General features: G+C 73.9%; 16 protein-coding genes and 1 riboswitch. Of the genes, 7 read left to right on the forward strand and 9 right to left on the reverse strand.

Annotation, left to right across the window (positions count from 1 at the left end):
* Positions 1–110 precede the first annotated feature (110 nt).
* The 5 genes from RLT57_RS19780 (at position 111) to RLT57_RS19795 (ending at position 6,530) form a co-directional block, all read left to right on the forward strand.
* Complete coding sequence (locus RLT57_RS19780; RefSeq protein ID WP_311298727.1) at positions 111–2,339, forward strand: hypothetical protein; 2,229 nt, start codon at positions 111–113, stop codon at positions 2,337–2,339.
* 838 nt (positions 2,340–3,177) lie between these two features.
* Positions 3,178–3,567 carry a hypothetical protein gene (locus RLT57_RS19785; RefSeq protein WP_311298728.1) on the forward strand — a complete coding sequence of 130 codons (390 nt, stop codon included), beginning with the start codon at positions 3,178–3,180 and terminating at the stop codon, positions 3,565–3,567.
* A gap of 8 nt (positions 3,568–3,575) precedes the next feature.
* Positions 3,576–4,868, forward strand: coding sequence for an IS256 family transposase (locus RLT57_RS19790; RefSeq protein ID WP_311300786.1), 1,293 nt, complete (start codon positions 3,576–3,578; stop codon positions 4,866–4,868).
* 53 nt (positions 4,869–4,921) lie between these two features.
* Positions 4,922–5,383, forward strand: a complete 462-nt coding sequence (locus RLT57_RS33415; protein WP_399129033.1) for a hypothetical protein — start codon at positions 4,922–4,924, stop codon at positions 5,381–5,383.
* 322 nt (positions 5,384–5,705) lie between these two features.
* A complete protein-coding gene (locus RLT57_RS19795; RefSeq protein WP_311298729.1) occupies positions 5,706–6,530 on the forward strand; it encodes a hypothetical protein in 825 nt (274 codons plus the stop codon).
* 503 nt (positions 6,531–7,033) lie between these two features.
* Here RLT57_RS19795 and RLT57_RS19800 read toward each other — a convergent pair.
* The 7 genes from RLT57_RS19800 to RLT57_RS19830 form a co-directional block, all read right to left on the reverse strand.
* Entirely contained in the window at positions 7,034–8,281 is a 1,248-nt protein-coding gene (locus tag RLT57_RS19800; protein ID WP_311298730.1) for a dipeptidase, read from the reverse strand.
* A gap of 239 nt (positions 8,282–8,520) precedes the next feature.
* A complete protein-coding gene (locus RLT57_RS19805; RefSeq protein WP_311298731.1) occupies positions 8,521–10,188 on the reverse strand; it encodes an ABC transporter ATP-binding protein in 1,668 nt (555 codons plus the stop codon).
* Positions 10,189–10,357: 169 nt separating this feature from the next.
* Positions 10,358–11,410, reverse strand: coding sequence for an ABC transporter permease (locus RLT57_RS19810; protein WP_311298732.1), 1,053 nt, complete (start codon positions 11,408–11,410; stop codon positions 10,358–10,360).
* Positions 11,410–12,510, reverse strand: coding sequence for an ABC transporter permease (locus tag RLT57_RS19815; protein WP_311298733.1), 1,101 nt, complete (start codon positions 12,508–12,510; stop codon positions 11,410–11,412). The genes RLT57_RS19810 and RLT57_RS19815 overlap by 1 nt, the downstream gene beginning before the upstream one ends.
* 76 nt (positions 12,511–12,586) lie before the next feature.
* Entirely contained in the window at positions 12,587–14,251 is a 1,665-nt protein-coding gene (locus RLT57_RS19820; RefSeq protein ID WP_311298734.1) for an ABC transporter substrate-binding protein, read from the reverse strand.
* Positions 14,252–14,463: 212 nt separating this feature from the next.
* Positions 14,464–14,592: a hypothetical protein gene (locus RLT57_RS19825; RefSeq protein WP_311298735.1), complete on the reverse strand. Its 129-nt coding sequence runs from the start codon at positions 14,590–14,592 to the stop codon at positions 14,464–14,466.
* Positions 14,593–14,634: 42 nt separating this feature from the next.
* Positions 14,635–14,745, reverse strand: a riboswitch (SAM riboswitch).
* A gap of 118 nt (positions 14,746–14,863) precedes the next feature.
* The gene (locus RLT57_RS19830; RefSeq protein ID WP_311298736.1) at positions 14,864–15,250 is read right to left on the reverse strand and encodes a hypothetical protein; all 387 of its coding nucleotides are present in this window, start codon (positions 15,248–15,250) and stop codon (positions 14,864–14,866) included.
* 364 nt (positions 15,251–15,614) lie between these two features.
* Here RLT57_RS19830 and RLT57_RS19835 point away from each other — a divergent pair, with 364 nt between their 5' ends.
* Together RLT57_RS19835 and RLT57_RS19840 are read left to right on the forward strand one after the other, a co-directional pair.
* Positions 15,615–16,499, forward strand: coding sequence for a ribonuclease BN (locus tag RLT57_RS19835; protein WP_311298737.1), 885 nt, complete (start codon positions 15,615–15,617; stop codon positions 16,497–16,499).
* Between the two features lie 171 nt (positions 16,500–16,670).
* Positions 16,671–17,000, forward strand: a complete 330-nt coding sequence (locus RLT57_RS19840) for a nuclear transport factor 2 family protein (protein ID WP_311298738.1) — start codon at positions 16,671–16,673, stop codon at positions 16,998–17,000.
* 189 nt (positions 17,001–17,189) lie between these two features.
* Here RLT57_RS19840 and RLT57_RS19845 read toward each other — a convergent pair whose 3' ends face one another.
* Positions 17,190–18,017, reverse strand: coding sequence for a transglutaminase-like domain-containing protein (locus tag RLT57_RS19845; protein ID WP_311298739.1), 828 nt, complete (start codon positions 18,015–18,017; stop codon positions 17,190–17,192).
* Positions 18,014–18,985, reverse strand: coding sequence for a GNAT family N-acetyltransferase (locus RLT57_RS19850; RefSeq protein ID WP_311298740.1), 972 nt, complete (start codon positions 18,983–18,985; stop codon positions 18,014–18,016). Before RLT57_RS19850 ends, RLT57_RS19845 begins: the two co-directional genes overlap by 4 nt.
* Between the last annotated feature and the right edge of the window lie 49 nt (positions 18,986–19,034).

The raw sequence follows: 19,034 nt of genomic DNA on the forward strand, positions 1-19,034 counted from the left end.
TTCCCGTCGGACCAGGGATGCCACCGCGCGCAGGTCGGTAAGGTGGTGCGTGCCGGCGAGCCGCCCGCGGAGAGCCGTACGGGTGGCGTAGCTAACCGGGAGAGCCTGCATTGAGCCGTGACACTGACAGTTCGTCCGCCGGGTCCCAGGGCCGCGGCGGCCCCGCGTACCCGTCGGGGACACCGCCGTACGGGACACGTCCGTTCCCGTCGCTGCACCCCCAGGAGCGGGCCACCCCGGCGAGCGCCCCGGCGCCCGGAGCCGCTCCGGCGGCTGCCGAGCCGCCGGCCGAGCCCGCCGCGGACGAGCCCAGGACCGAGACGACGCTGACCACCCGGATCCGGATCAACATCCCCGGGTCGCGGCCGATCCCGCCGGTCGTGGTCCGCACCACCGTGGACGACAGCGCGGCGGCACCCGCCGGCGCGGCGGACGAACCGGCGGGCACGGCGCCCGGCGGCCCCACCGAGGCCGAGCCCGCGCCGGAGAAGGCGTCCGACTGGTTCGCCCCGCGCAAGCCGGTCGCCACGCCGCCCACCCCGCTGCCGGGCACCCCCGAGCCGACCGCGCCGATCCCCGGCCCCGGCCCCGGCCCGACGACGGGTCCCGTTCCCGGCGCCGGTCCCGTTCCCGGGCTCGTCCCGGGCTCGGGTTTCCCGGGGCAGGGCGCGCCCTACGGCTCGGGTTCCGGCGCCGACGCCTTCGCCGGGCCGCCCGCCGCCCCCTACCGGGACCGCCCGCCGGCCGGCTCCTACGCCGACGCCTACGACACCGTTTCCGGCCCCCTCCCGCCCATGGACCCGAACGCGGCCCCCGGCGGCTTCCCGCCGCCCGCCCCGACCGGCCCCCGGGGCCCGCGGGACGCCTCCGCGGCCGGCGTCGAGCAGGCGCCGCATACGGCCGGCACCGAGAACTTCCCGCCCGGGGTGCCCCGCGCCGCCGAGTCCTTCCCCGGCGGCCACTCGCCGTACGGCGCTGCGAACCCGGCCGGGCCGCCCACCGACGGCCCCTTCCCCGGCTACCAGCCGCCCGCCGGCTCCGGCGGCCCCGCGGCCTCCGGTGGCCCCGCGGCCTCCGGTGGCCCCGCCGGGCCGGCCGGGTCCGGCGGCCCCGCCGGGCCCACCACCGGTCCGGCCACCGGAACCATGCCGGTGCCGCCGGTCGGCCGGACCGGGCCGCGCCCGCCCACGCCGACCGCCGACGCCGGGCCGACGACGCCGCCTCAGGAGCGGCTCACCGACGACACCCTGGTCAGCGGCATCCCCCGGGTGCCGTCGAGCGCGTCGAGCACCCCTCGCCCGGCCTTCACCGGCCCCCGGCCGCCGGCGCCCGACCCCGCCGCCACTCCCGCCCCCGCCGCCCCCGCCGCCTCCCGGCCGAAGAAGAAGGGGCGGTCACCGCGCTCGGTGCTCGGCCTGCTCGTCGGGCTGGTAGGCGGCGTCCTCGTCGTGGCGTACGGCGCCGGCCTGCTGATGAACCACGCCGACGTGCCCAAGGGAACCACCGTGCTCGGCGTCGACATCGGCAACGAGAGCACCGACGAGGCCGGCCGCTCCCTCGACCAGGCGCTCGCCGGACGCACGACCGCGCCGCTGACCCTCACCATCGGCGGCCGCGAGCAGACCCTCAAGCCGTCCATCGCCGGCCTGTCCTTCGACTCCGACGCCACGGTCCGCGAGGTCGCGCACTCCGTCTACAACCCGGCCACCGTGATCGGCTCCCTCTTCGGCGGCACCCACCCCGCCGACCCGGTGATCCTGGTCGACGAGGACAAGCTGACGGCCGCCCTCAAGACGGTCGCCGGCCGCAACAGCACCGCCACCGACGGCATGATCCGCTTCGAGCCCAACAAGGTTGTCCCGATCCCCGGCAAGGCCGGCTCCTCCTTCGACGTGGAGTCGGCTGCCCACCAGGTCGCCGCCGCCTACCGGGTCCGCGCCCAGACCGGCGCCAACACCCCGATCGACCTGGCGGTCACCACCGTCCAGCCCAAGGTCACCCAGGCCGAACTCAACCGGGCGGTCGACGGCTTCGCCGCGCACGCGATGTCGCACATCACCACGGTCCGCGCGGACGCCCTGCACTCCATCAAGATCGGCCCGGCCGTCTCGCTGCCGAAGATCCTCACCATGCTCCCGGACGACGCGGGCCGCCTCCAGCCGCACATCGACCTGACCGCCCTGCAGAACCTGTACGGCAGCGCCTTCGACGGCGTCCTCATCAAGCGCGCCGACGGCACCAGGACCGCCGTCACCCCGCAGGACGTCGCCAACGCCCTGCTGCCGGGCCTCGACGCCGCCAAGGACACGACGGTCACTTTGGCGGGCGTGGCGGGGTAGTGGTGGCGGTGCCTGTCCGGGGCGCCGTTGGGTGGGTGCTGTCGGCGGTCAGGTGAACGTGGGGGCGGGCCGCAGGGGGTATTCGGTGCCGTGGGGTGGGTGCCCGCCCCACGGCACCCTCACGTCGCCGGGCACCCACCCCACGGCACCCCCACCCCCGACCGCACCCATGCGGCGCCCCAACGCCGCGCCTACCACCACCGGCGTACGGTCGTCCTCCTCCTCGCTCCACCGCGCGACGAACGGCACCGGGATCCGGCGGTCAGCCGGGGCACCTGTTCCACTTCCATGGCGAGTCGTATTCCGCTCCCGGGACGGGACCCGGGTGGCCGCAGTTGTGTCCATGGCATCGCTTTCTTGTGGGAGACGGTTGACGGGCTCGGGGTCCGGGCGCCGTTGGTGGCCGTGCCCGTGTCCGTGCCGTGGGTCGCTCCGGTGAAAAACCCGCCGTGCTTCGTCGACGGCTTCCGGACGGGCCACCACCTGGAGACCGAACGGCACCGCTTCCCTATGGGAGCGCGGTGACCATGCCCCCGACGAGCCCACCCAGGTGGAGCTGGCGCATCTGCTCCAGATCCCCGAGTCCGTCCGGTGCGCGGTGCCATGGCCCCGCTGGCTTCCCGCCTGGGACCCTTCGCCCCTCGGCCTGCCGTGGACCCAGGGAGCCATCCTGAAAACTCCGACCCTCGTTTCGGGGAGTGCACCGACGGATCGCAGGGGCTTCCTGGGCATCGGCGGAGTCGCGCTCGTGGGCCTGGCCGCCCAGTGGGCCGCCGCTGCCCCCGCCATCGCTGCGGCCGCGCCGGGTGACACCGTCACACCCGGCACCGTCGACCGTATGGCTGAGCGGGTGGAGTCGCTCCGCGCGATGGAGCAGGAGACCGGTGGGGTCGACTTCCTGGAGTCCGCCCGCGCCGATCTGCGGCTGATCACTCGGCTCCTCGACAGCGGCCGGTACACCGAGCGGACCGCCCAACGCCTCTACACGCTGGCTGCCGAGGTCTGCTGCCTGCTCGGTTGGATCAGCTACGACGCCAGCCCGCACACCGCCGCTCAGCAGCACTACACGGTGGCCCTCCGTGCGGCCAAGGCCGCCGGAGACGACACCCTCGGCGCGCACACTCTGTGCTTCATGGCGACCTGTACCGCCCCTAGAGGTCGGGGACGCGACTGGCGGGAGTGTCTAATCAACGGCGGATCTGCTGGTCATGGGAGAGGCGCCAGGTGAGTGTGACGATGATCGAGCACGAGTCCGTCGGGGAGTTGGTCGGTGTGGCTACGTCGGGCGAGCGGTTGATCGCGATGCTGGTCGAGCGGGCCCGGAGTGAGGGCGTGCCGCTGACCGGTGAGGGCGGGCTGTTGCAGCAGCTGGCCAAGCGGGTGCTGGAGGGTGTGCTGGAGGCTGTGCTGGAGGGTGAGATCACCGGTCACCTCGGCTACGGCAAGCATGATCCGGTGGGGAAGAACAGCGGCAGCAGCCGCAACGGCACCCGGGGGAAGACCGTGCTGACCGATGTCGGGCCGGTCGAGGTCAAGGTGCCGAGGGACGTGGAGGGCAGCTTCGAGCCGCAGACCGTCAGGAAGCGGCAGCGGCGGCTGGCGGGTGTGGATGAGATGGTGCTGTCGCTGTCCGCGAAGGGCCCCACCCGCGGGGAGATCTCCGAGCACCTGGCCGGGGTCTACGGCGCCGAGGACTCCAAACAGACCATCTCCACCATCACCGGCCAGGTGATGGACGGCACGGCCGAACGGCAGAACCGGCCGCTGGACCGCGTCTACCCGGTCCTGTCCGTGGACGCCGTCAACGTCAAGATCAGGGACGGAAAGGTCGCCAACCGGCCCGTCTACGTCGTCATGGCCGTCACCGCCGAGGGCGCCCGCGACATCCCCGGCATCCGGGCCGGCGACGGCGGCGAGGGCGCGCAGTACTGGCTGCAGGTGTTCACCGGACTGAGGAACCGCAGCCTGCACGACGTGCTGATGCTGGTCTGCGACGGACTCAAGGGCCTGCCCGACGCGGTCGGGACGGTCCGGCTCCGCACCATCGTGCAAAAGTGCATCGTCCACCTCCTGGGCAACACCTGGCGCTACGCGGCCCGCCGAAACCGGGACAAGACCGTCAAAGCACTCAAGCCCGTCCACACCGCACCGAACCAGAGCACGGCAGCCGAACGCTTCTCAGAGTTCCAGGACACCTGGGGGAAGAGGTACCCCGCGATCATCAGGCTCCGGGAGAACGCCTGGGCCGAGTCCGTGCCCTTCCTCTCCTCCGACGTCGAGATCCGCACCGTCATCTGCCCGACCAACGCCATCGAGTCCGTCAACGCGCGGATACGCGAGGCCGTCCGGGCCCGCGGGCACTTCCCCAACGAGGCCGCCGCCCTGAAATGCGTCTACATGACCCTCATGACCCTCATGACCCTCGACCCGACCGGCAAGGGCCGCAAGAAGTGGACCATGCGCTGGAAGGCACCACGCAACGCCTTCCAGACCGCTTTCGAGGGCCGGCTCACCCCGGCCAACAACTGAACCCTCAACAACCAAGATCAGCCGTTAAATTGACACACCCCGACTGGGGAGAGATGACCATCCGCGTCGTCGCCAGCCTACGCGCCCTCATCGGCTCGAATGAGAGTGATCCACGCGCCGTGGAGCTGGTGAACGAAGTCTCCACAGGAAGCGAGGCCTTCCGCCGCCTGTGGGCGCGGCACGACGTCAGCCCCCGGGGTGCCGGCACCTCACAGATCGACCACCCGCAGGTGGGCCGGCTGGAGCCGTGTTACGAACGGCTCCTGCTCGCTGGCACCGACGGCCAGCTCCCCGTCGTACACCACGCCGATCCCGACAGTCCCACCGCACAGAAACTGACCCAGCTCGCCGACACCCTCAGCACGAAGGGAGCCAACGCCGCTCCCGAGACAAGACGCCGTACTCAACCTCCGTGGACAGAACATCCAGGACGGACCGGCGAGGTACCTCCCCCGGCACCGAGCAGGCAACCAGGGGCGGAGCGCACACGTGTCGGTGTGGAAGAACCACGGTGAGAAGACGGCCTACGGAAGTCCTTGGCTCACCCTCACCCTCACCCTCACCCTCTCCCTCACCCTCGACCTCGCCGCCGGCTCCCACGTGCTCGCCGTCGGGTACGTGCCCGGGAACGGACGGGGCAGGCCGAGAACGTACCGCTTCTCCGCCCGGTCGACCCGCACGTGCCGTCGGGCACGGCGGCGGGACGTGGTTCGGGCGGGGTCAGGGACCGGTCGGTCGGCGGGGCGGCGGGGGTCCGCGGCTCGGCGGGGTGCGGCGGCGCACTCCGGGTGGCTGAGGGGTGCGGGGAGGGGCGGGGCGGGGGAGTAGGGTCCGGGGGTGGCTGAGAAATCTGGGGATGAGGGCCTGGTCCAGGGCGCCGTGCTGAAGGTCGCCGGGAAGGCCACGCTGCCGTTTCAGGCGGCCAGGGCGGACCGCAGTTTCGGGACCGCGTTCTGGTACAACGACCTGGTCGAGTCGGCGGCGGACCGCGAGGTGGTGCGGCAGTATCTGGTGACCGCCGAGCGCCGCACCCGTTACGAGATCGGGCAGTTCACCCTGCGGGAGGGGCTGGCCGAGCCGGAGCTGCCCGCGGACGAGCTGGTGCTGCCGGGCTTCGCGAAGAAGTGGCGCCCGCTGGGGAACCTCGGGGTCGCCGCGATGCCCACCACGGACCTGCACATCCACGCGGAGCGCAAGGGCTGGAGCTGGGCCACCCACGAGGTCACCGCCGGGCTCGCCGCCCGGCCCGACGACATCGCGCTGCTCGGCGACGAGCCGCTGCCGGCGTACGCGCTCGGACACGAGGTCGTCGACGCCCCGGACTCGGCGGTCCCGGACCGGCCGCAGGCCCTCGTCGCGGGCGCGGTGACCCGGCCCGACCCGGAGCTGCTCGCCCGCTGGGCCGGCCCGGTGCCCGCGGGGTTCGACGGCGCGCCCGTCTTCGCCGCGCTGCCGACGGGCGAGGAGCAGGTCAAGCTGGTCTGCCTCGGCCTGCTGCTCGCCGCCGTTGACGAGCCCTCGGCCGACGGCCCCGGCGGTCCGGAGGTCCCCGGCGCCCCCGGCAGCGGTCCCGGCGGCAGCGTCGTCACCTTCGACCTGCTCCGGCCGGGCATCCACGCCCTCACCCCGGCCCGCGGACGCCACTGGTGGCAGCGCGGCTGAGCGGAAGCGCTGGCCGCGGGCCGGGCGGCCATGGGTGGTGCGGGGTGGGCCGGGCGGTGCGGGACCAGCCACGACCAGGTGGCGCGGGGTAGCCGGGTGCGGTGAGGCGGGTCCGGCCAGGACGGGATGGCGCGGGGTGGGCCGACCCGGGCCGGGTCAGGCGTGGCGGGGTGGTCCAAGGTCGGACCGGATGCGGCGAGGCGTGACCAGCCAGGACGGGGACCCGGCGGGGTGGGTCGGATGAAGCGGGGCCGACCCGGGGCGGGCCAGGTGTGGCCGGCGCTGCGAGGTTGGGCGGTCGGGTGCGGTGGGACCGGACCGGTGGGACCGCCAGGACCGGACCGGTGGGACCGGCCGTGGCGGGGCGGCGCTAGGCAGGCGGTTCGGGGTCGGGCCGGGCGGTGCCGGCCTGGTCCGGCCAGGACCGGGCCGGGCTGGCACCGGGCGGGTAAGGGTCCGGCACCGGGCCCGGCGCCGGCCAGCGCAGCGGCTTGCGCGGTCGGTCAGCGCAGCGCCGTCGTGGGCCACAGCGGGTCGGTCGCCGCGTGTTCGGCCTCCCGTAGGACGCGCAGGACGTTGCGGCCGGTCAGTGCCTCTAGCTCGGGGGCGGACCAACCGCGGCCGGCCAGTTCGCGCAGCAGCGCCGGGTAGCCGGACACGTCGGCGAGTCCGGCCGGCTGGCGGTCGACGCCGTCGTAGTCGCCGCCGAGTCCGATGTGGTCGACGCCCGCCACCTCGCGGGCGTGCTCGACGTGGTCGGCGACGTCCGCCACAGTGGCGTCCGGGCGGGGATGGCCGGCGAGCCAGCGCCGCAGCTCCGGGTCGTCCGGGCCGGCCAGCCGCGCGGTGAGCGCGGCGGTGAACTCCGCGGCGGCCTCGGCCGCGGTCTCCTCCGGGCGTGGCGCCCGCGGCCAGCTCCACTTGGGCGCGGGCAGGTCGAGACGGGCCCGCTCGGCGGCGTAGGCGGCCTCCCACGCGGCGACCCGCGGCGCGACGAAGGACGGTACGAAGGTCAGCTGGATGACGCCGCCGTTCGCGGGCAGCAGTTCCAGCACGCCGTCGGAGACGTTCCGCGGGTGGTCGTTGACCGCCCGCGCGGAGGAGTGACTGAAGATCACCGGGGCGGTGGAGGCCGCCAGCGCGTCGCGCTGGGTGGACTCGGCGACGTGCGAGAGGTCCACCAGGACGCCCAGCCGGTTGAGTTCGGCGACGAACGCGCGGCCGGTGGCGTTGAGGCCGCCGACCGCGGGGGTGTCGGTGGCCGAGTCCGCCCACGCGGTGTTGTCGTTGTGGGTGAGGGTGACGTAGCGGACGCCGAGCCGGGCGAAGGCCCGCAGCACCCCGGTCGACCCGGCCAGGCTGTGGCCGCCCTCGACGCCCAGCAGTGAGGCGATCCGGCCGTCGGCGACCGCGCCGGCCACGTCGTCGGCGGTGTACGCGATGCGCAGTTCGTCCGGGTAGCGGGCGACGAGCCGGTAGACCGCGTCGATCTGCTCCAAGGTGGCCACCACCGCCTCCGGTTCCGGCAGGCCGGAGGAGACGTACACCGACCAGAACTGGGCGCCGACGCCGCCCGCCCGCAGCCGCGGCAGGTCGGTGTGCAGGTCGGGGCGCCCCTCGGCCAGGCCTTCGACGCTGTAGCCGGAGCGGGCACGCAGTGCGGTGGGCAGGTCGTTGTGCCCGTCGACCACCGGGCTGGACTGGAGGACGTGTGCCACCAACGCGGTGGGGTCCTCGGCACGTTCGGTCATGCTGGTGCTTCTCCGCTCTGCGGTCGGCCGGTCGGGTGGGGGAGTGGGCGGCGGCTCGGGGGACGGGGGCGACGCCGGCCCGCGCGGGCGGGGGACCGGACCTCCGAGCGGCGCTTCCCGGCCGGGACCGAGCCGCCGGCCCACCGCGGCGGGGAGCCGACCGCGGCCGACCGGGCCGGGCGGTCGGCCGCCGCCTGCCGGACGCGCCCGGCAGGCCGGGTACGGAAGGTGCGGGCGGATCACGGCGCGGCCGGTGCCGGGCGGCGGCGGGCCTGCCGTACCGGGTCGGGGACCGGCAGCGAGGCGATCAGCCGCCGGGTGTAGTCGGCCTGCGGCGCGCCCAGCACCCGGGCGGTCGGGCCGGTCTCGACCAGCCGGCCCCGGTGCAGTACGGCCACCCGGTCGGCGACCTGCTCGACGACCGCGAGGTCGTGGCTGATGAACAGGGCCGCGAAGCCCAGCGTCCGCTGGAGCTCGGTGAACAGCTCCAGCACCTTCGCCTGCACCGAGACGTCCAGCGCCGAGGTGGGCTCGTCGGCGATCAGCAGTTGCGGCCGCAGCGCCAACGCACGGGCCAGGCTGGCCCGTTGCCGCTGGCCGCCGCTCAGTTCGTGCGGGTACCGGTCGGCGTACCCGGCCGGCAGGTGGACGGAGTCCAGCAGTTCGCCGACCTGTGCCCGGATCGCCGGCCGGCCGAGTTCGCGGCGGTGCACCAGCAGCGGTTCGGCGACGCAGTCCCCGATCGTCAGCAGCGGGTTGAAGCTGGCCGCCGGGTCCTGGAAGACGAAGCCGATCCGGCCGGCCCGGCTGCTGACGGTGGTGCCGCGGGCGCGGCGCCGTACCGGCAGCGGTTCGCCGAGGACGGTCAGGGCGCCGCCGCTGATCGCGGTCAGCCCTGCCACCGCCCGGCCGATCGTGGTCTTGCCGGACCCGCTCTCGCCCACCAGGCCCAGTACCTCGCCCGCGCCGATCGTCAGGTCCACGCCGTCCACGGCCCGAAACGGCCGGGTGCCGAGCCGGCCGGGGAAGTCGACCACCAGCCGGGATGCGGTGACGACGGGTTCCGCGTCCGTCGGCGGCGCCGGCGTCCTGGCCGGTCCGGCTCCGAAGTCCGGTACGGCCGCGAGCAGTTCGCGGGTGTAGGGGTGCGCGGGCGTGGCGAACAGGGTACGTACGGGGGCCTGTTCGACGATCCGGCCGGCCCGCATCACCGCCACCCGGTCCGCGAGGTCGGCGACGACGCCCATGTTGTGGGTGATCAGCAGGATCGCGGTGCCGAAGTCGGTGCGGACGCGGTGCAGCAGGTCGAGTATCTCGGCCTGCACGGTCACGTCCAGCGCGGTCGTCGGCTCGTCGGCCACGATCAGCCGGGTGCCCAGCGCCAGCGCCATGGCGATCACCGCCCGCTGCTTCTGGCCGCCGGACAGCTGGTGCGGGTAGTGGTCCACCCGGGTGGCCGGGTCCGGGATGCCGACCTTGTCCAGCATCTCGATCGCGGTGGCCCGCCGGGACGCCCGGCTGCCGCTGCCGTGCGCGCGCAGGCCCTCCGCCAGCTGCCAGCCGATGGTGAAGACCGGGTTCAGCGCGGTGGACGGCTCCTGGAACACCATCGCGGCGTGCGAGCCGCGCAGCGCCCTGAGCCGGGCGGGCGAGGCGGTGAGCACGTCCTGCGCCGGTACGCCGTCGCCGCCGCCCAGCAGCACCCGCCCGGTCGCGGTCGCGGTGCCCGGCAGCAGCCCGAGCACGGCCCGCGCGGTCACCGTCTTACCGCTGCCGCTCTCGCCGACCAGCGCGAGCACCTCGCCCTCGGCGACGGTCAGATCGACCCCGCTGACGGCCGCCGCCCGGCCGGCGTCGGTGGCGAACGACACGTGCAGGTCCTCGATCCGCAGCAGCGGCTCGGGCACCCCGGATGACCGGGCCCCGGGTGACGCGGCCCCGGGTGCCGGACGCGCCCCGGCCACCGGGTCCGCCCCGGCCGGGGGCCGGTCGGCCGGCGCGTGCGCGGGTCCGGGTACGCGGCCGGGTGCCGGTCCGGCCGTCGCCGTGGCCGCCGGGTCGGCGGGCCTCGTCGGCTCAGTCATCGCTGGCCCCTTCCTCGGGTGCCTCGGATACCTCGGGTGCCTCGGACTCCGCGCCGCCCTCGGCGACGGGAGCGGACACGGCGGCCGTGCCGCGCCGGCGGCGCAGGCGCGGGTCGGCGAGGTCGTTGAGGCTCTCGCCGAGCAGGGTGATGCCGAGGACGGTGAGCACGATGGCGATGCCCGGCGGCAGCGCGGTCCACCAGTAGCCCGACGTGACGTCGGCCACCGAGCGGTTGAGGTCGTAGCCCCACTCGGCGGCGGAGTTCGGCTCGATGCCGAAGCCGAGGAAGCCGAGCCCGGCCAGCGTGAGGATCGCCTCGGAGGCGTTGATGGTCAGGATCAGCGGCAGCGTCCGGACCGAGTTGCGCAGTACGTGCCGGACCATGATCCGCCAGCGGCCGGTGCCGATCACCCGGGCCGCCTCGACGAAGGGCTCGGCCTTGACCCGGACCACCTCGGACCGCACCACCCGGAAGTACTGCGGGATGAACACCACAGCGACCGAGCACGCCCCCGCGCCCAGCCCGCCGACGACGCTGGACTGCCCGCCGCTGATGACGATCGACATGATGATCGCCAGCAGCAGCGTCGGGAAGGCGTACATCGCGTCGGCGAGCCCGACCAGCAGCCGGTCCAGCCAGCCGCCGAGATAGCCGGAGACCAGGCCGAGCAGCACCCCGGCGGCCACCGAGAGGACCAGCGCGGACACCACGATCCCCACCGCGGTACGGGTACCCCACAGGGTGCGTGACAGCACGTCGTACCCGGCGACGGTGGTGCCCAGCAGGTGGCCGTGGCCCGGGTGCTGCTGCGAGCCGAACAGCTTTCCGCCGGACTGGAGTTGGGCGTACCCGTAGGGGGCGAGCAGCGGTGCCAGCAACGCGGTGAGCAGGAACAGCGCGGTCAGCGCGGCCCCGGTCAGCAGCATCGCGCGCTGGAGGCCGACGCTGCCGCGCACCCGGGCCGGAACAGGCAGCCGGGCCGGCCCGGTCCGGCGCCGGACCGGGCCGGCGGGCGGGCGGCGGGTGAGCTGCCGGTGCGCCATCAGTACCTCACCCGCGGGTCGATGAGCGCCGCGACGACGTCGACGAGGAAGTTGGTGACCGCCACGACCACCGCGAACAGTGCCACGATCCCCTGCACCGCGGAGAAGTCACGTACCGTCAGATAGTGCGCCAACTCGTAGCCGAGGCCCTTCCACTCGAAGGTGGTCTCGGTCAGTACCGCGCCGCCCAGCAGGCCCGCGATCTGCAGGCCGAGCACGGTGACGATCGGGATCAGCGCGGGCCGCATCGCGTGCCGGCTCACCAGCCGCCCGGTGCGCACCCCGCGGGACCGGGCGGCCTCCACGTAGTCCGCGGACAGCGTGCCGATGAGGTTGGTCCTGACCAGCCGCAGCAGCACCCCGGCGACCAGCAGTCCGAGCGCCAGGCTGGGCAGTACCGCGTGCCGCAGCACGTCGGCGACGGCCGAGCCGTCCCCGCTGCGGAGCGCGTCGACCAGGTAGATGCCGGTGGTGCTGGTCTGGTTCTGCAACTCCAGCTGCACCCCGGTGCCGGCCCGGCCGGACACCGGCAGCCAGCCCAGCCACACCGCGAAGACCAGCTTCAGCAGCAGGCCCACGAAGAAGACCGGCATCGCGTAGCCGAGGATCGCCAGCAGCCGCAGCGTCGCGTCCGGCCCCCGGTCGCGGTACCGGGCCGCGACCATGCCCAGCGGAACGCCGACCACGATCGCCACCAGCAGCGCGTAGCCGGCCAGTTCGAGGGTCGCCGCGCCGTAGGTGCGCAGCACGTGGGAGACCGCCTCGTTGTCGGTGGCGGTCCGGCCGAAGTTCCCGGTGGCCACCGACCGCAGATAGCTCAGGTACTGGGTGAGCAGCGGTTTGTCGTAGCCGGCCTGGTGCAGCTTGGCGTGCAGCTGCTCCGGGGTCAGCCGGTCGCCGAAGGCGGTGGTGATCGGGTCACCGGTCGCCCGCATCAGGAAGAAGACCACGCTGACCAGGACGAACACGGTGGGGAAGATCAGCAGGAAGCGCGCCACCAGGTAGCGGACCAGTCCGCTGCCCAGCAGCCGCCCCGCCGGGCCGGCCGGCCCGGCCGTGTCCTGGGGGTCGATGTCGACCAGTGCTGTCACGATGCGCACCCGCTCCCGCGTATGACGCCCGGCGGGACGCACGGCACTCGGCCGTGCGTCCCGCCGGACTGCGTCCGACCGCCGGTCACTTCTTGGTCAGTTCCGCCCAGCGGAACTGGTACGAGCTGTCCAGCTTGTCCGGCACCCCGGTCACGTCCGCCCGGGTGACGATCGCGGTGGAGCCCTGGAGCAGCGGCAGCAGCGGAACCGCGGCGGCCACCTTGTCCTGCACCTGCTCGATGAGCGCGGTCCGCTTCGCCGGGTCGGTCGCGGTCTCCTCCTGGTGGATGAGCGAGGTGACCGCCGCGTCCTGGTAGCCGTTGTTCACCCAGCTGTTGGCCGAGTAGAACGACGCCAGGTAGTCGTCGGCGTCCAGGTAGTCGGCGTACCAGCCGAGCTGGTACAGCGGGTACAGGTCGGCGACCCGGTCCTTGCCGTACTGCGCCCACTCGGTGGACTGGAGGTTCACCTTGAACAGGCCGGACGCCTCCAACTGCGTTTTGACCAGCGCGTACTCGTCGGACGAGGACGAGCCGTAGTGGTCGGTGTTGTACTGGAGGTTCAGTGTCACCGGCGTCGTGACCCCGGCGGCGCTCAGCCTCTGCTTGGCCGCGGCCGGGTCGGCGCCGCCCTTCTTGTCGCCGTAGCGGGACGTGAAGGAGTCGGTGGCGCCGGTGATGCCGTCGGGCACCGAGGAGTACAGCGGCTCGAAGGTGTTCTTGTAGACCTGGTCGGCGAGTTGGGCGCGGTCAACGGTGTCGGCCACCGCCTGCCGGACCGCCAGCGCCTTCGCCGGGTCGGCCTCCTTGGTGGCCGAACCGTACGGCTGCGTCTTGAAGTTGAAGACGATGAAGCGGATGCCGTTGCCGGATCCGGTGTGGACCGTGATGCCCTTCTTGCCGGACAGGTCCTGCAGGTCGGTCACCGTCAGCGTGCGGTAGACGACGTCGACGCCGCCCTGCTGCACGTCGAGCTTGAGGTTGCTGGCGTCGGTGTAGTACTTCAGCCGCACCTGCGCGTTCTTGGGCTTGCCCAACGAGCCCCGGTAGACGCTGTTGGCGGAGAACGACACCAGCGAGTTCTTCTGGTAGCTGTCGATCGTGTACGGGCCCTCCCACGGCTTGCCCGCGATGATCGCCGAGTCGTCGAGGACCTTGTCGGCGGGGAAGACCTGCTCGTCCGCGATCAGCCCCGCCGAGGTGGACAGCACCTGCGGGAACAGCGTGTCGTTGGCGGACTTGAGGGTGAACACCACGGTCGCCGGGTCCGGCGCCGCCACGGCCGCCAGGTCGTACAGCAGCGACGACGGGCCGTTCTCGTCGGCGATCCTCAGCTGCCGGTCGAAGCTGAACTTCACGTCGGAGGAGGTCAGGTCGTGGCCGTTGGCGAACTTCAGGCCCGGCTTGAGCGTCACCGTGTACTCCTTGGGCGCGCTGAGCTTGATGCTCGCCGCGAGGTCGGGGGACACGTCCGACGAGCCGTTGGGCGCCGCCAGCAGGGTTGCGTAGACCTCGCCCTCGATGGTGCCGGAGCCGGCGTCCCAGGAACCGGCCGGGTCGAGGCTGGAGACCTGGTCGGTGGTGCCGATGGTGATCGCCTTGGCGGAACCGCCGCCGTTGTCGGCCGCGTCGGCGGTGTCGGATCTGGTGCTGGTGCACGCGGTCAGGGCCAGGAGTGCGGCCGTGCCCAGCGAGACGACGGTGATGCCGTCGCGGGCGGGCCTGCGGTTGCGGAACTGACGCACAGTCATGGGTCTCTGCCTTCGGGTCGGCGCGAGGAGTGCGGGTCGAAGCGGGCCCGCGGCACACGGCACAGCGGGCATCGCGGGGAGTCCGGTCACCGACCGGCCCATGACGGCGCCACCGGGCCGATGGGCGGACCGGGAAGCGCGGCACCGTAGCGGGAGGGGAGGTCAGCGGTGATCGGGCGGCCGTCGGGGACGGCCGGACGGGAGACTCGCCGTCAACTCCGACAGAGCGAACTGCAGACCAGCAGCAGGTCGATGTGCCGCCGGCTGAAGAACGGGACATCGAGCGGGGAGCCGGGGGAGCGGGGCGCGGCGGCGTACGGCGACCCGGTGGGTGCGGCCATGCCCGTCCTTCCCCTGATCGGACCGGCCGGCTCTCCGACTGGTGATCGCGCTTGCGGAACAGAGTCCCACCGAGCCTTCACCTGGAGCACCCCACCGCGTCGTGAGGGTTGCTGTCCGGCAAGCCAGGGCTTGGAACACCGGAACTCGTGGCGTGCCAGCAAGGTAAATCAGTGCTTCCCGGCGGGTCAAGGGATTCCGGCGGGCAACACCGCGCTCCCGTAGGGGCGTTGCCTGCGGCCCCGCGCCGCGCGGCTCCGCCGCCGTGAGCCGCTACGAAGCGTCGTCCGCGTCGTCCTCGTCGTCCTCGTCGCCCGGCCACAGCGCGTCGGCGCGCAGCGCGAGGTCCTGCAGCACGTCGGCGGAGGAGATGTCGGTACGGCCGGCGTCGTGGATGTCGGCCAGCTGGAGGAAGATCAGCGAGAAGGCGCCGGTGAGGCGTTCGATGACCGGGCTGAGCTGGAGGCTGATCGCCTCGCCCAGCTCGGCCGGGGTGGCGTCCACCGGCAGTTCGATGACCGGCATCGTCTCGTTGAGGAGGGCGCGTACGTTGTCGCCGGAGATGTCCTCGCGGTCGGGGTCCTCCTCCAGCAGGGTCTGCATCTGCTTGGCCTCGGTGAGGATGCCGATGATCCGGCGCACGAAGTCGCTGTCGTTCATGGCAGGAGCGTATGCGCCGGCGGGCGCCCGGCCCGGCCGAACCGGCGGGGCTGCCGGTTCGGGAGTGGCGGCGTTCCGGTCGGGCGCGGTTCTGCCGGGAGCCCGTGGGGGCGGTGGCCGGTGGCCGGTGGCCGGTTCGCCGGGAGCCGCGGGGGTAGCGGGGGCCGCGGGGCCGGGGTCCGGGGCCGACGGAGTCGGCGGGCCTGCGGGGCCGGGCCCGGCCGGGCCGACGGACCCACGGGGCCTGCGGGGCCGGGATCCCGCGGCCGGCATGGGGATATAGCCGGATCCGCGCCGGCCCAAGTTGCGTGCGGGGGACTTCGACGGGTATCCACAGCGGGAGACGCTGCTGGAGGTTGACGCCATGGCGCATCTGCGGAGGACCTGGAACAGGTCCGCGATGGGGCGAATGTGGAAGCAGGGCGCCGAAATCGAACTGATGCACCGTTCGATGGGCTTCGCGGCGCTCGGCTTCGTGACGCTGATGCCGCTGCTGGTGGTGGTCGCCGCCGCGACCCCGTGGCAGCACGGCGCCGGCTTCGCCCAGTGGGTGGTGGACGGCATGGGGCTCGGCCCGCAGCCGGCGGGCGCGGTCCGCAGCCTCTTCGGCGCGCCGGGCAAGGTGCTCAGTACCACCGGTGCTTGGAGCCTGGCCTCGCTGGCGTTCTTCGGACTGTCGTTCTCGGCGAGTGTGGAGACCGGCTACCGCAAGATCTGGGACCTGCCGGCCAGCCCCTGGCACAGCGAGTGGCGGCGCGCGGTGTGGCTGGCGGTGCTGACCGGCTATCTCTTCTGCGAGGCGCAGAGCGCCACCGTGATGGGCACCGGACTGCTCCGCAGCGCGGTCCGGATCACTCTCACGGTCCTCTTCGGCATCCTCTTCTTCGCCTGGGGCCAGCGCTTCCTGCTCACCGGCGGCATCGACCTGCGTACCGCGCTGCCGGGCGCGGTGTTCACCATGGCCGGACTCGGCGGCCTGCGGGTCTTCTCCTCCCGGATCTTCTCGCCGCTGATCGTCTCCAACGCGATCACCTACGGCCCGGTGGGCACCGTGCTGATGGTGGTGACCTGGCTGATCGGGGTCGGCTTCGTGGTCTTCGGCGCGGCGCTGCTCGGGCGGCACTACGGCGCGGTGCGCGGCGGCGTCGACCTGCCCGAGCCGCGGCAGGAGCCGGTCCCGGAGGGCACCGAGCCCAGCGTGCGGGGGGCCGGCTGGCGCTCGGACGGGGCGGGCGGCGGCGTCGACTGAGCCGGCGGGCGCGGCGGCCGGTCGGGCCGGACCGCCGGGCGCGCCGGACCGGCCGGGCCGGACTCGGCCGAACGGACCCGGCGCGCACGTGTCGGACCGCGGCGGCGCCCGCGCCGGGCGGTATAACGGCGACAACCGACCGACACCCGCCCTACCTCCTGGTGGCCGCACATGACCAGCCCCGTCACGCTCCCCGTCCCCGTCGCCGCGGCCCTGGAGGCCGCCGACGCCGGCAACACCGAGGACTTCGTGCACGCCTTCGCGGACGACGGCGCGGTGGACGACTGGGGCCGGGTCTTCCGCGGGCACGAGGCGATCCGCGCGTGGAGCGACGAGGAGTTCATCGGCAAGCAGGTGACGCTGCTGGTCACCGCGGTCCGCACCACGGGCCCCACCACGACGGTGAGCGCCCAGGTGGGCGGCAACGGCTTCAACGGCCCGTCCGACTTCGCCTTCACGCTGTCCGGCGACCACCTCACCCTGATGCGCATCACGGGCTGACCGGCGCGCCGCCCGGCCCCGGCCCCCGCGCCGGACCCGTGACCGCCGTCCCGGCGCGGCCGCCCGCGCCGTGGGCGTAGGTGTCCCGCCGGCCGGGGGCCGGCGGTCGGCGTCACCGTGACAAGGACGCGCCGGGCGCCCGCTCCCGCACCGGCCCGGCCCTCCCGCGTAAAACCCGGCCGCCGCCCGTCAGTTGAGCATCGCGCGGGCCCCCCGCGCCTGCCGGCGGATGATCTCCGCCGTCTCCGGGTCGAAGGAGCCGATCACCTCCGCGTACTCCTCCATCTCCGCCGCCCCGCCCAGGAAGTCGCCCATCTTCACCAGTAGTTGGGCGCGCTCCAGCCGCAGCTTCGCCGGGTGCCGGGGGAGCAGCAGCGTCAGGTCCAGGGTCCACAGCGCGACCGGGCGGCGCTCGGGGCGCGGCGCGGCCCAGGCCCGGATGTTGTTGAGGATGCGCTGCGCCACGTCCAGCGGGTCGGCCGGGGTCAGCATCGCGGCGGCGAGGGGCGCGCCGGTGGTGGTCGCCACCAGCAGCTCCGCGTCCCGCTCGGACAGCACCCGGCCGCCGTCGAACGGGTCGACCAAAACGAACGCGCCCGCCGGATCGCCCAGGCCCACCACGAAGCGGCCGGGCAGCGCGACCCCGTAGACGGGCGCGCCGGCCCGCCGGGCGACCTCGATCCACACCACCGACAGCAGGATCGGCAGCCCGCGCCGGCGCCGCAGCACCTCCTGGAGCAGGGAGGAGGAGAGCTTCTGGTAGTCGGCCGCCGAACCCCGGAAGCCGTGGCCGACGCCGAGCACCCGGTGCAGCGCGTCCGCCCACTGCCGCGGCGTGCTCAGCCCGTACGGCAGCAGCCCGGCCAGCCGGTCCAGCTCGACCTGGACCAGGTCGCAGGCCGGGCCGTCCAGCGCCGGGTCCGCCTCCGCGCCGATGAGCAGGCACAGCTCGGCCAGGTCCGGCCGCTCCTCGCGGGCCGCCGCCGCGAACCGGTCTCGTACGGAGGGGTGCGTCATGCCGCCGGCCGCCGGTAGTGGTAGCCGTGGTGGTCCAGGAAGCCGAGCCGGTCGTAGAACGCCCGCGCGACGGCGTTGTCCGCCTCGACCTGGAGGTATCCGGCGGTGGCGCCCTCGTCGTACACCTGCCGGGCCAGCGCGCCCATCACCGCGGTGGCCAGGCCGCGCCGCCGCCGCGACGGCGCCACCTCCACCGCGCCGAACAGCGCCCACGGCCCGTCCACCACGGCCCGCCCGATGCCGCCGGGCGTCGTCGCGAACCACACCGCGGGCCCGCCCGAGACCACCGCGAGCGCCGCGTCCGCCCGCTCCCCGGTGCGCCGGTACGCGGCGAGCCAGTCGGGGCCGGGGGTGCGCGACAGCGTCACCCCGGTGTCCGGCAGCGAGGTGAGGGGGGCCAGCGGCGCGGTACGCACCAGGGTGTCCCCTTCCCGTATCCAGGCCCGCCCGTCCAGCGCCGCCCCCAACGGCGAGGAGTCCGGCACCTGGAGATACGGGATCAGCCCCCGATCGCCGTACCAGCGCGCCACCTCCGCCAGCGCCCGGTCCACCGGCATGCCCGGATCCCCGCCGACCAGCACCGAGTTGGCCCGCCGGGTGAAGCCGCCGGACGCCCGCAGCGTCCAGCCGCCCAGCGCCGAGGTCTCGGCGGCCGGCCAGGCCCGGGACGCGATCCGCTCCAACTCCTCGGCGGTGACGGCCGGTACGCCCGGACCCCGGCGCACCGGGGCCGGCGGCACCACCTTGCCCGCTACCAGCACCGCCCGCGGGATGCGGACCGTTTCCCCGGTCCGGCGAGTGACACTCACCACTTCCGCATCCCACGATACGAGAACACCCACCGTGTCGGTGAACGTAGGATGCCCGTCGGTGATCTCCGTCAGCTGTCGTACCGATACCCGTTTCCCCACGTCGTCGGGGGTGATCCGGATTTCGAGCCGAGCTCCGGACGAGAAATCCCCTGGCATGCGTGCCCCTCCTGTTCGGATCGTGCCCCGGAACGGAGATACTAGGTGC

The sequence above is a fragment of the Streptomyces sp. ITFR-21 genome, assembly GCF_031844685.1.
In the GTDB taxonomy this organism is placed as follows: Bacteria; Actinomycetota; Actinomycetes; order Streptomycetales; family Streptomycetaceae; genus Actinacidiphila.

Excerpts from the sequence above, each read along its gene's own strand:
- RLT57_RS19785 (WP_311298728.1), top strand. The coding sequence starts at position 3,178 with ATGGCTGAGCGGGTGGAGTCGCTCCGCGCGATGGAGCAGGAGACCGGT.
- RLT57_RS19790 (WP_311300786.1), top strand. The coding sequence starts at position 3,576 with ATGATCGAGCACGAGTCCGTCGGGGAGTTGGTCGGTGTGGCTACGTCG.
- RLT57_RS33415 (WP_399129033.1), top strand. The coding sequence starts at position 4,922 with ATGACCATCCGCGTCGTCGCCAGCCTACGCGCCCTCATCGGCTCGAAT.
- RLT57_RS19800 (WP_311298730.1), bottom strand. The coding sequence starts at position 8,281 with ATGACCGAACGTGCCGAGGACCCCACCGCGTTGGTGGCACACGTCCTC.
- RLT57_RS19810 (WP_311298732.1), bottom strand. The coding sequence starts at position 11,410 with ATGGCGCACCGGCAGCTCACCCGCCGCCCGCCCGCCGGCCCGGTCCGG.
- RLT57_RS19820 (WP_311298734.1), bottom strand. The coding sequence starts at position 14,251 with ATGACTGTGCGTCAGTTCCGCAACCGCAGGCCCGCCCGCGACGGCATC.
- RLT57_RS19825 (WP_311298735.1), bottom strand. The coding sequence starts at position 14,592 with ATGGCCGCACCCACCGGGTCGCCGTACGCCGCCGCGCCCCGCTCCCCC.
- RLT57_RS19830 (WP_311298736.1), bottom strand. The coding sequence starts at position 15,250 with ATGAACGACAGCGACTTCGTGCGCCGGATCATCGGCATCCTCACCGAG.
- RLT57_RS19835 (WP_311298737.1), top strand. The coding sequence starts at position 15,615 with ATGGCGCATCTGCGGAGGACCTGGAACAGGTCCGCGATGGGGCGAATG.
- RLT57_RS19840 (WP_311298738.1), top strand. The coding sequence starts at position 16,671 with ATGACCAGCCCCGTCACGCTCCCCGTCCCCGTCGCCGCGGCCCTGGAG.
- RLT57_RS19845 (WP_311298739.1), bottom strand. The coding sequence starts at position 18,017 with ATGACGCACCCCTCCGTACGAGACCGGTTCGCGGCGGCGGCCCGCGAG.
- RLT57_RS19850 (WP_311298740.1), bottom strand. The coding sequence starts at position 18,985 with ATGCCAGGGGATTTCTCGTCCGGAGCTCGGCTCGAAATCCGGATCACC.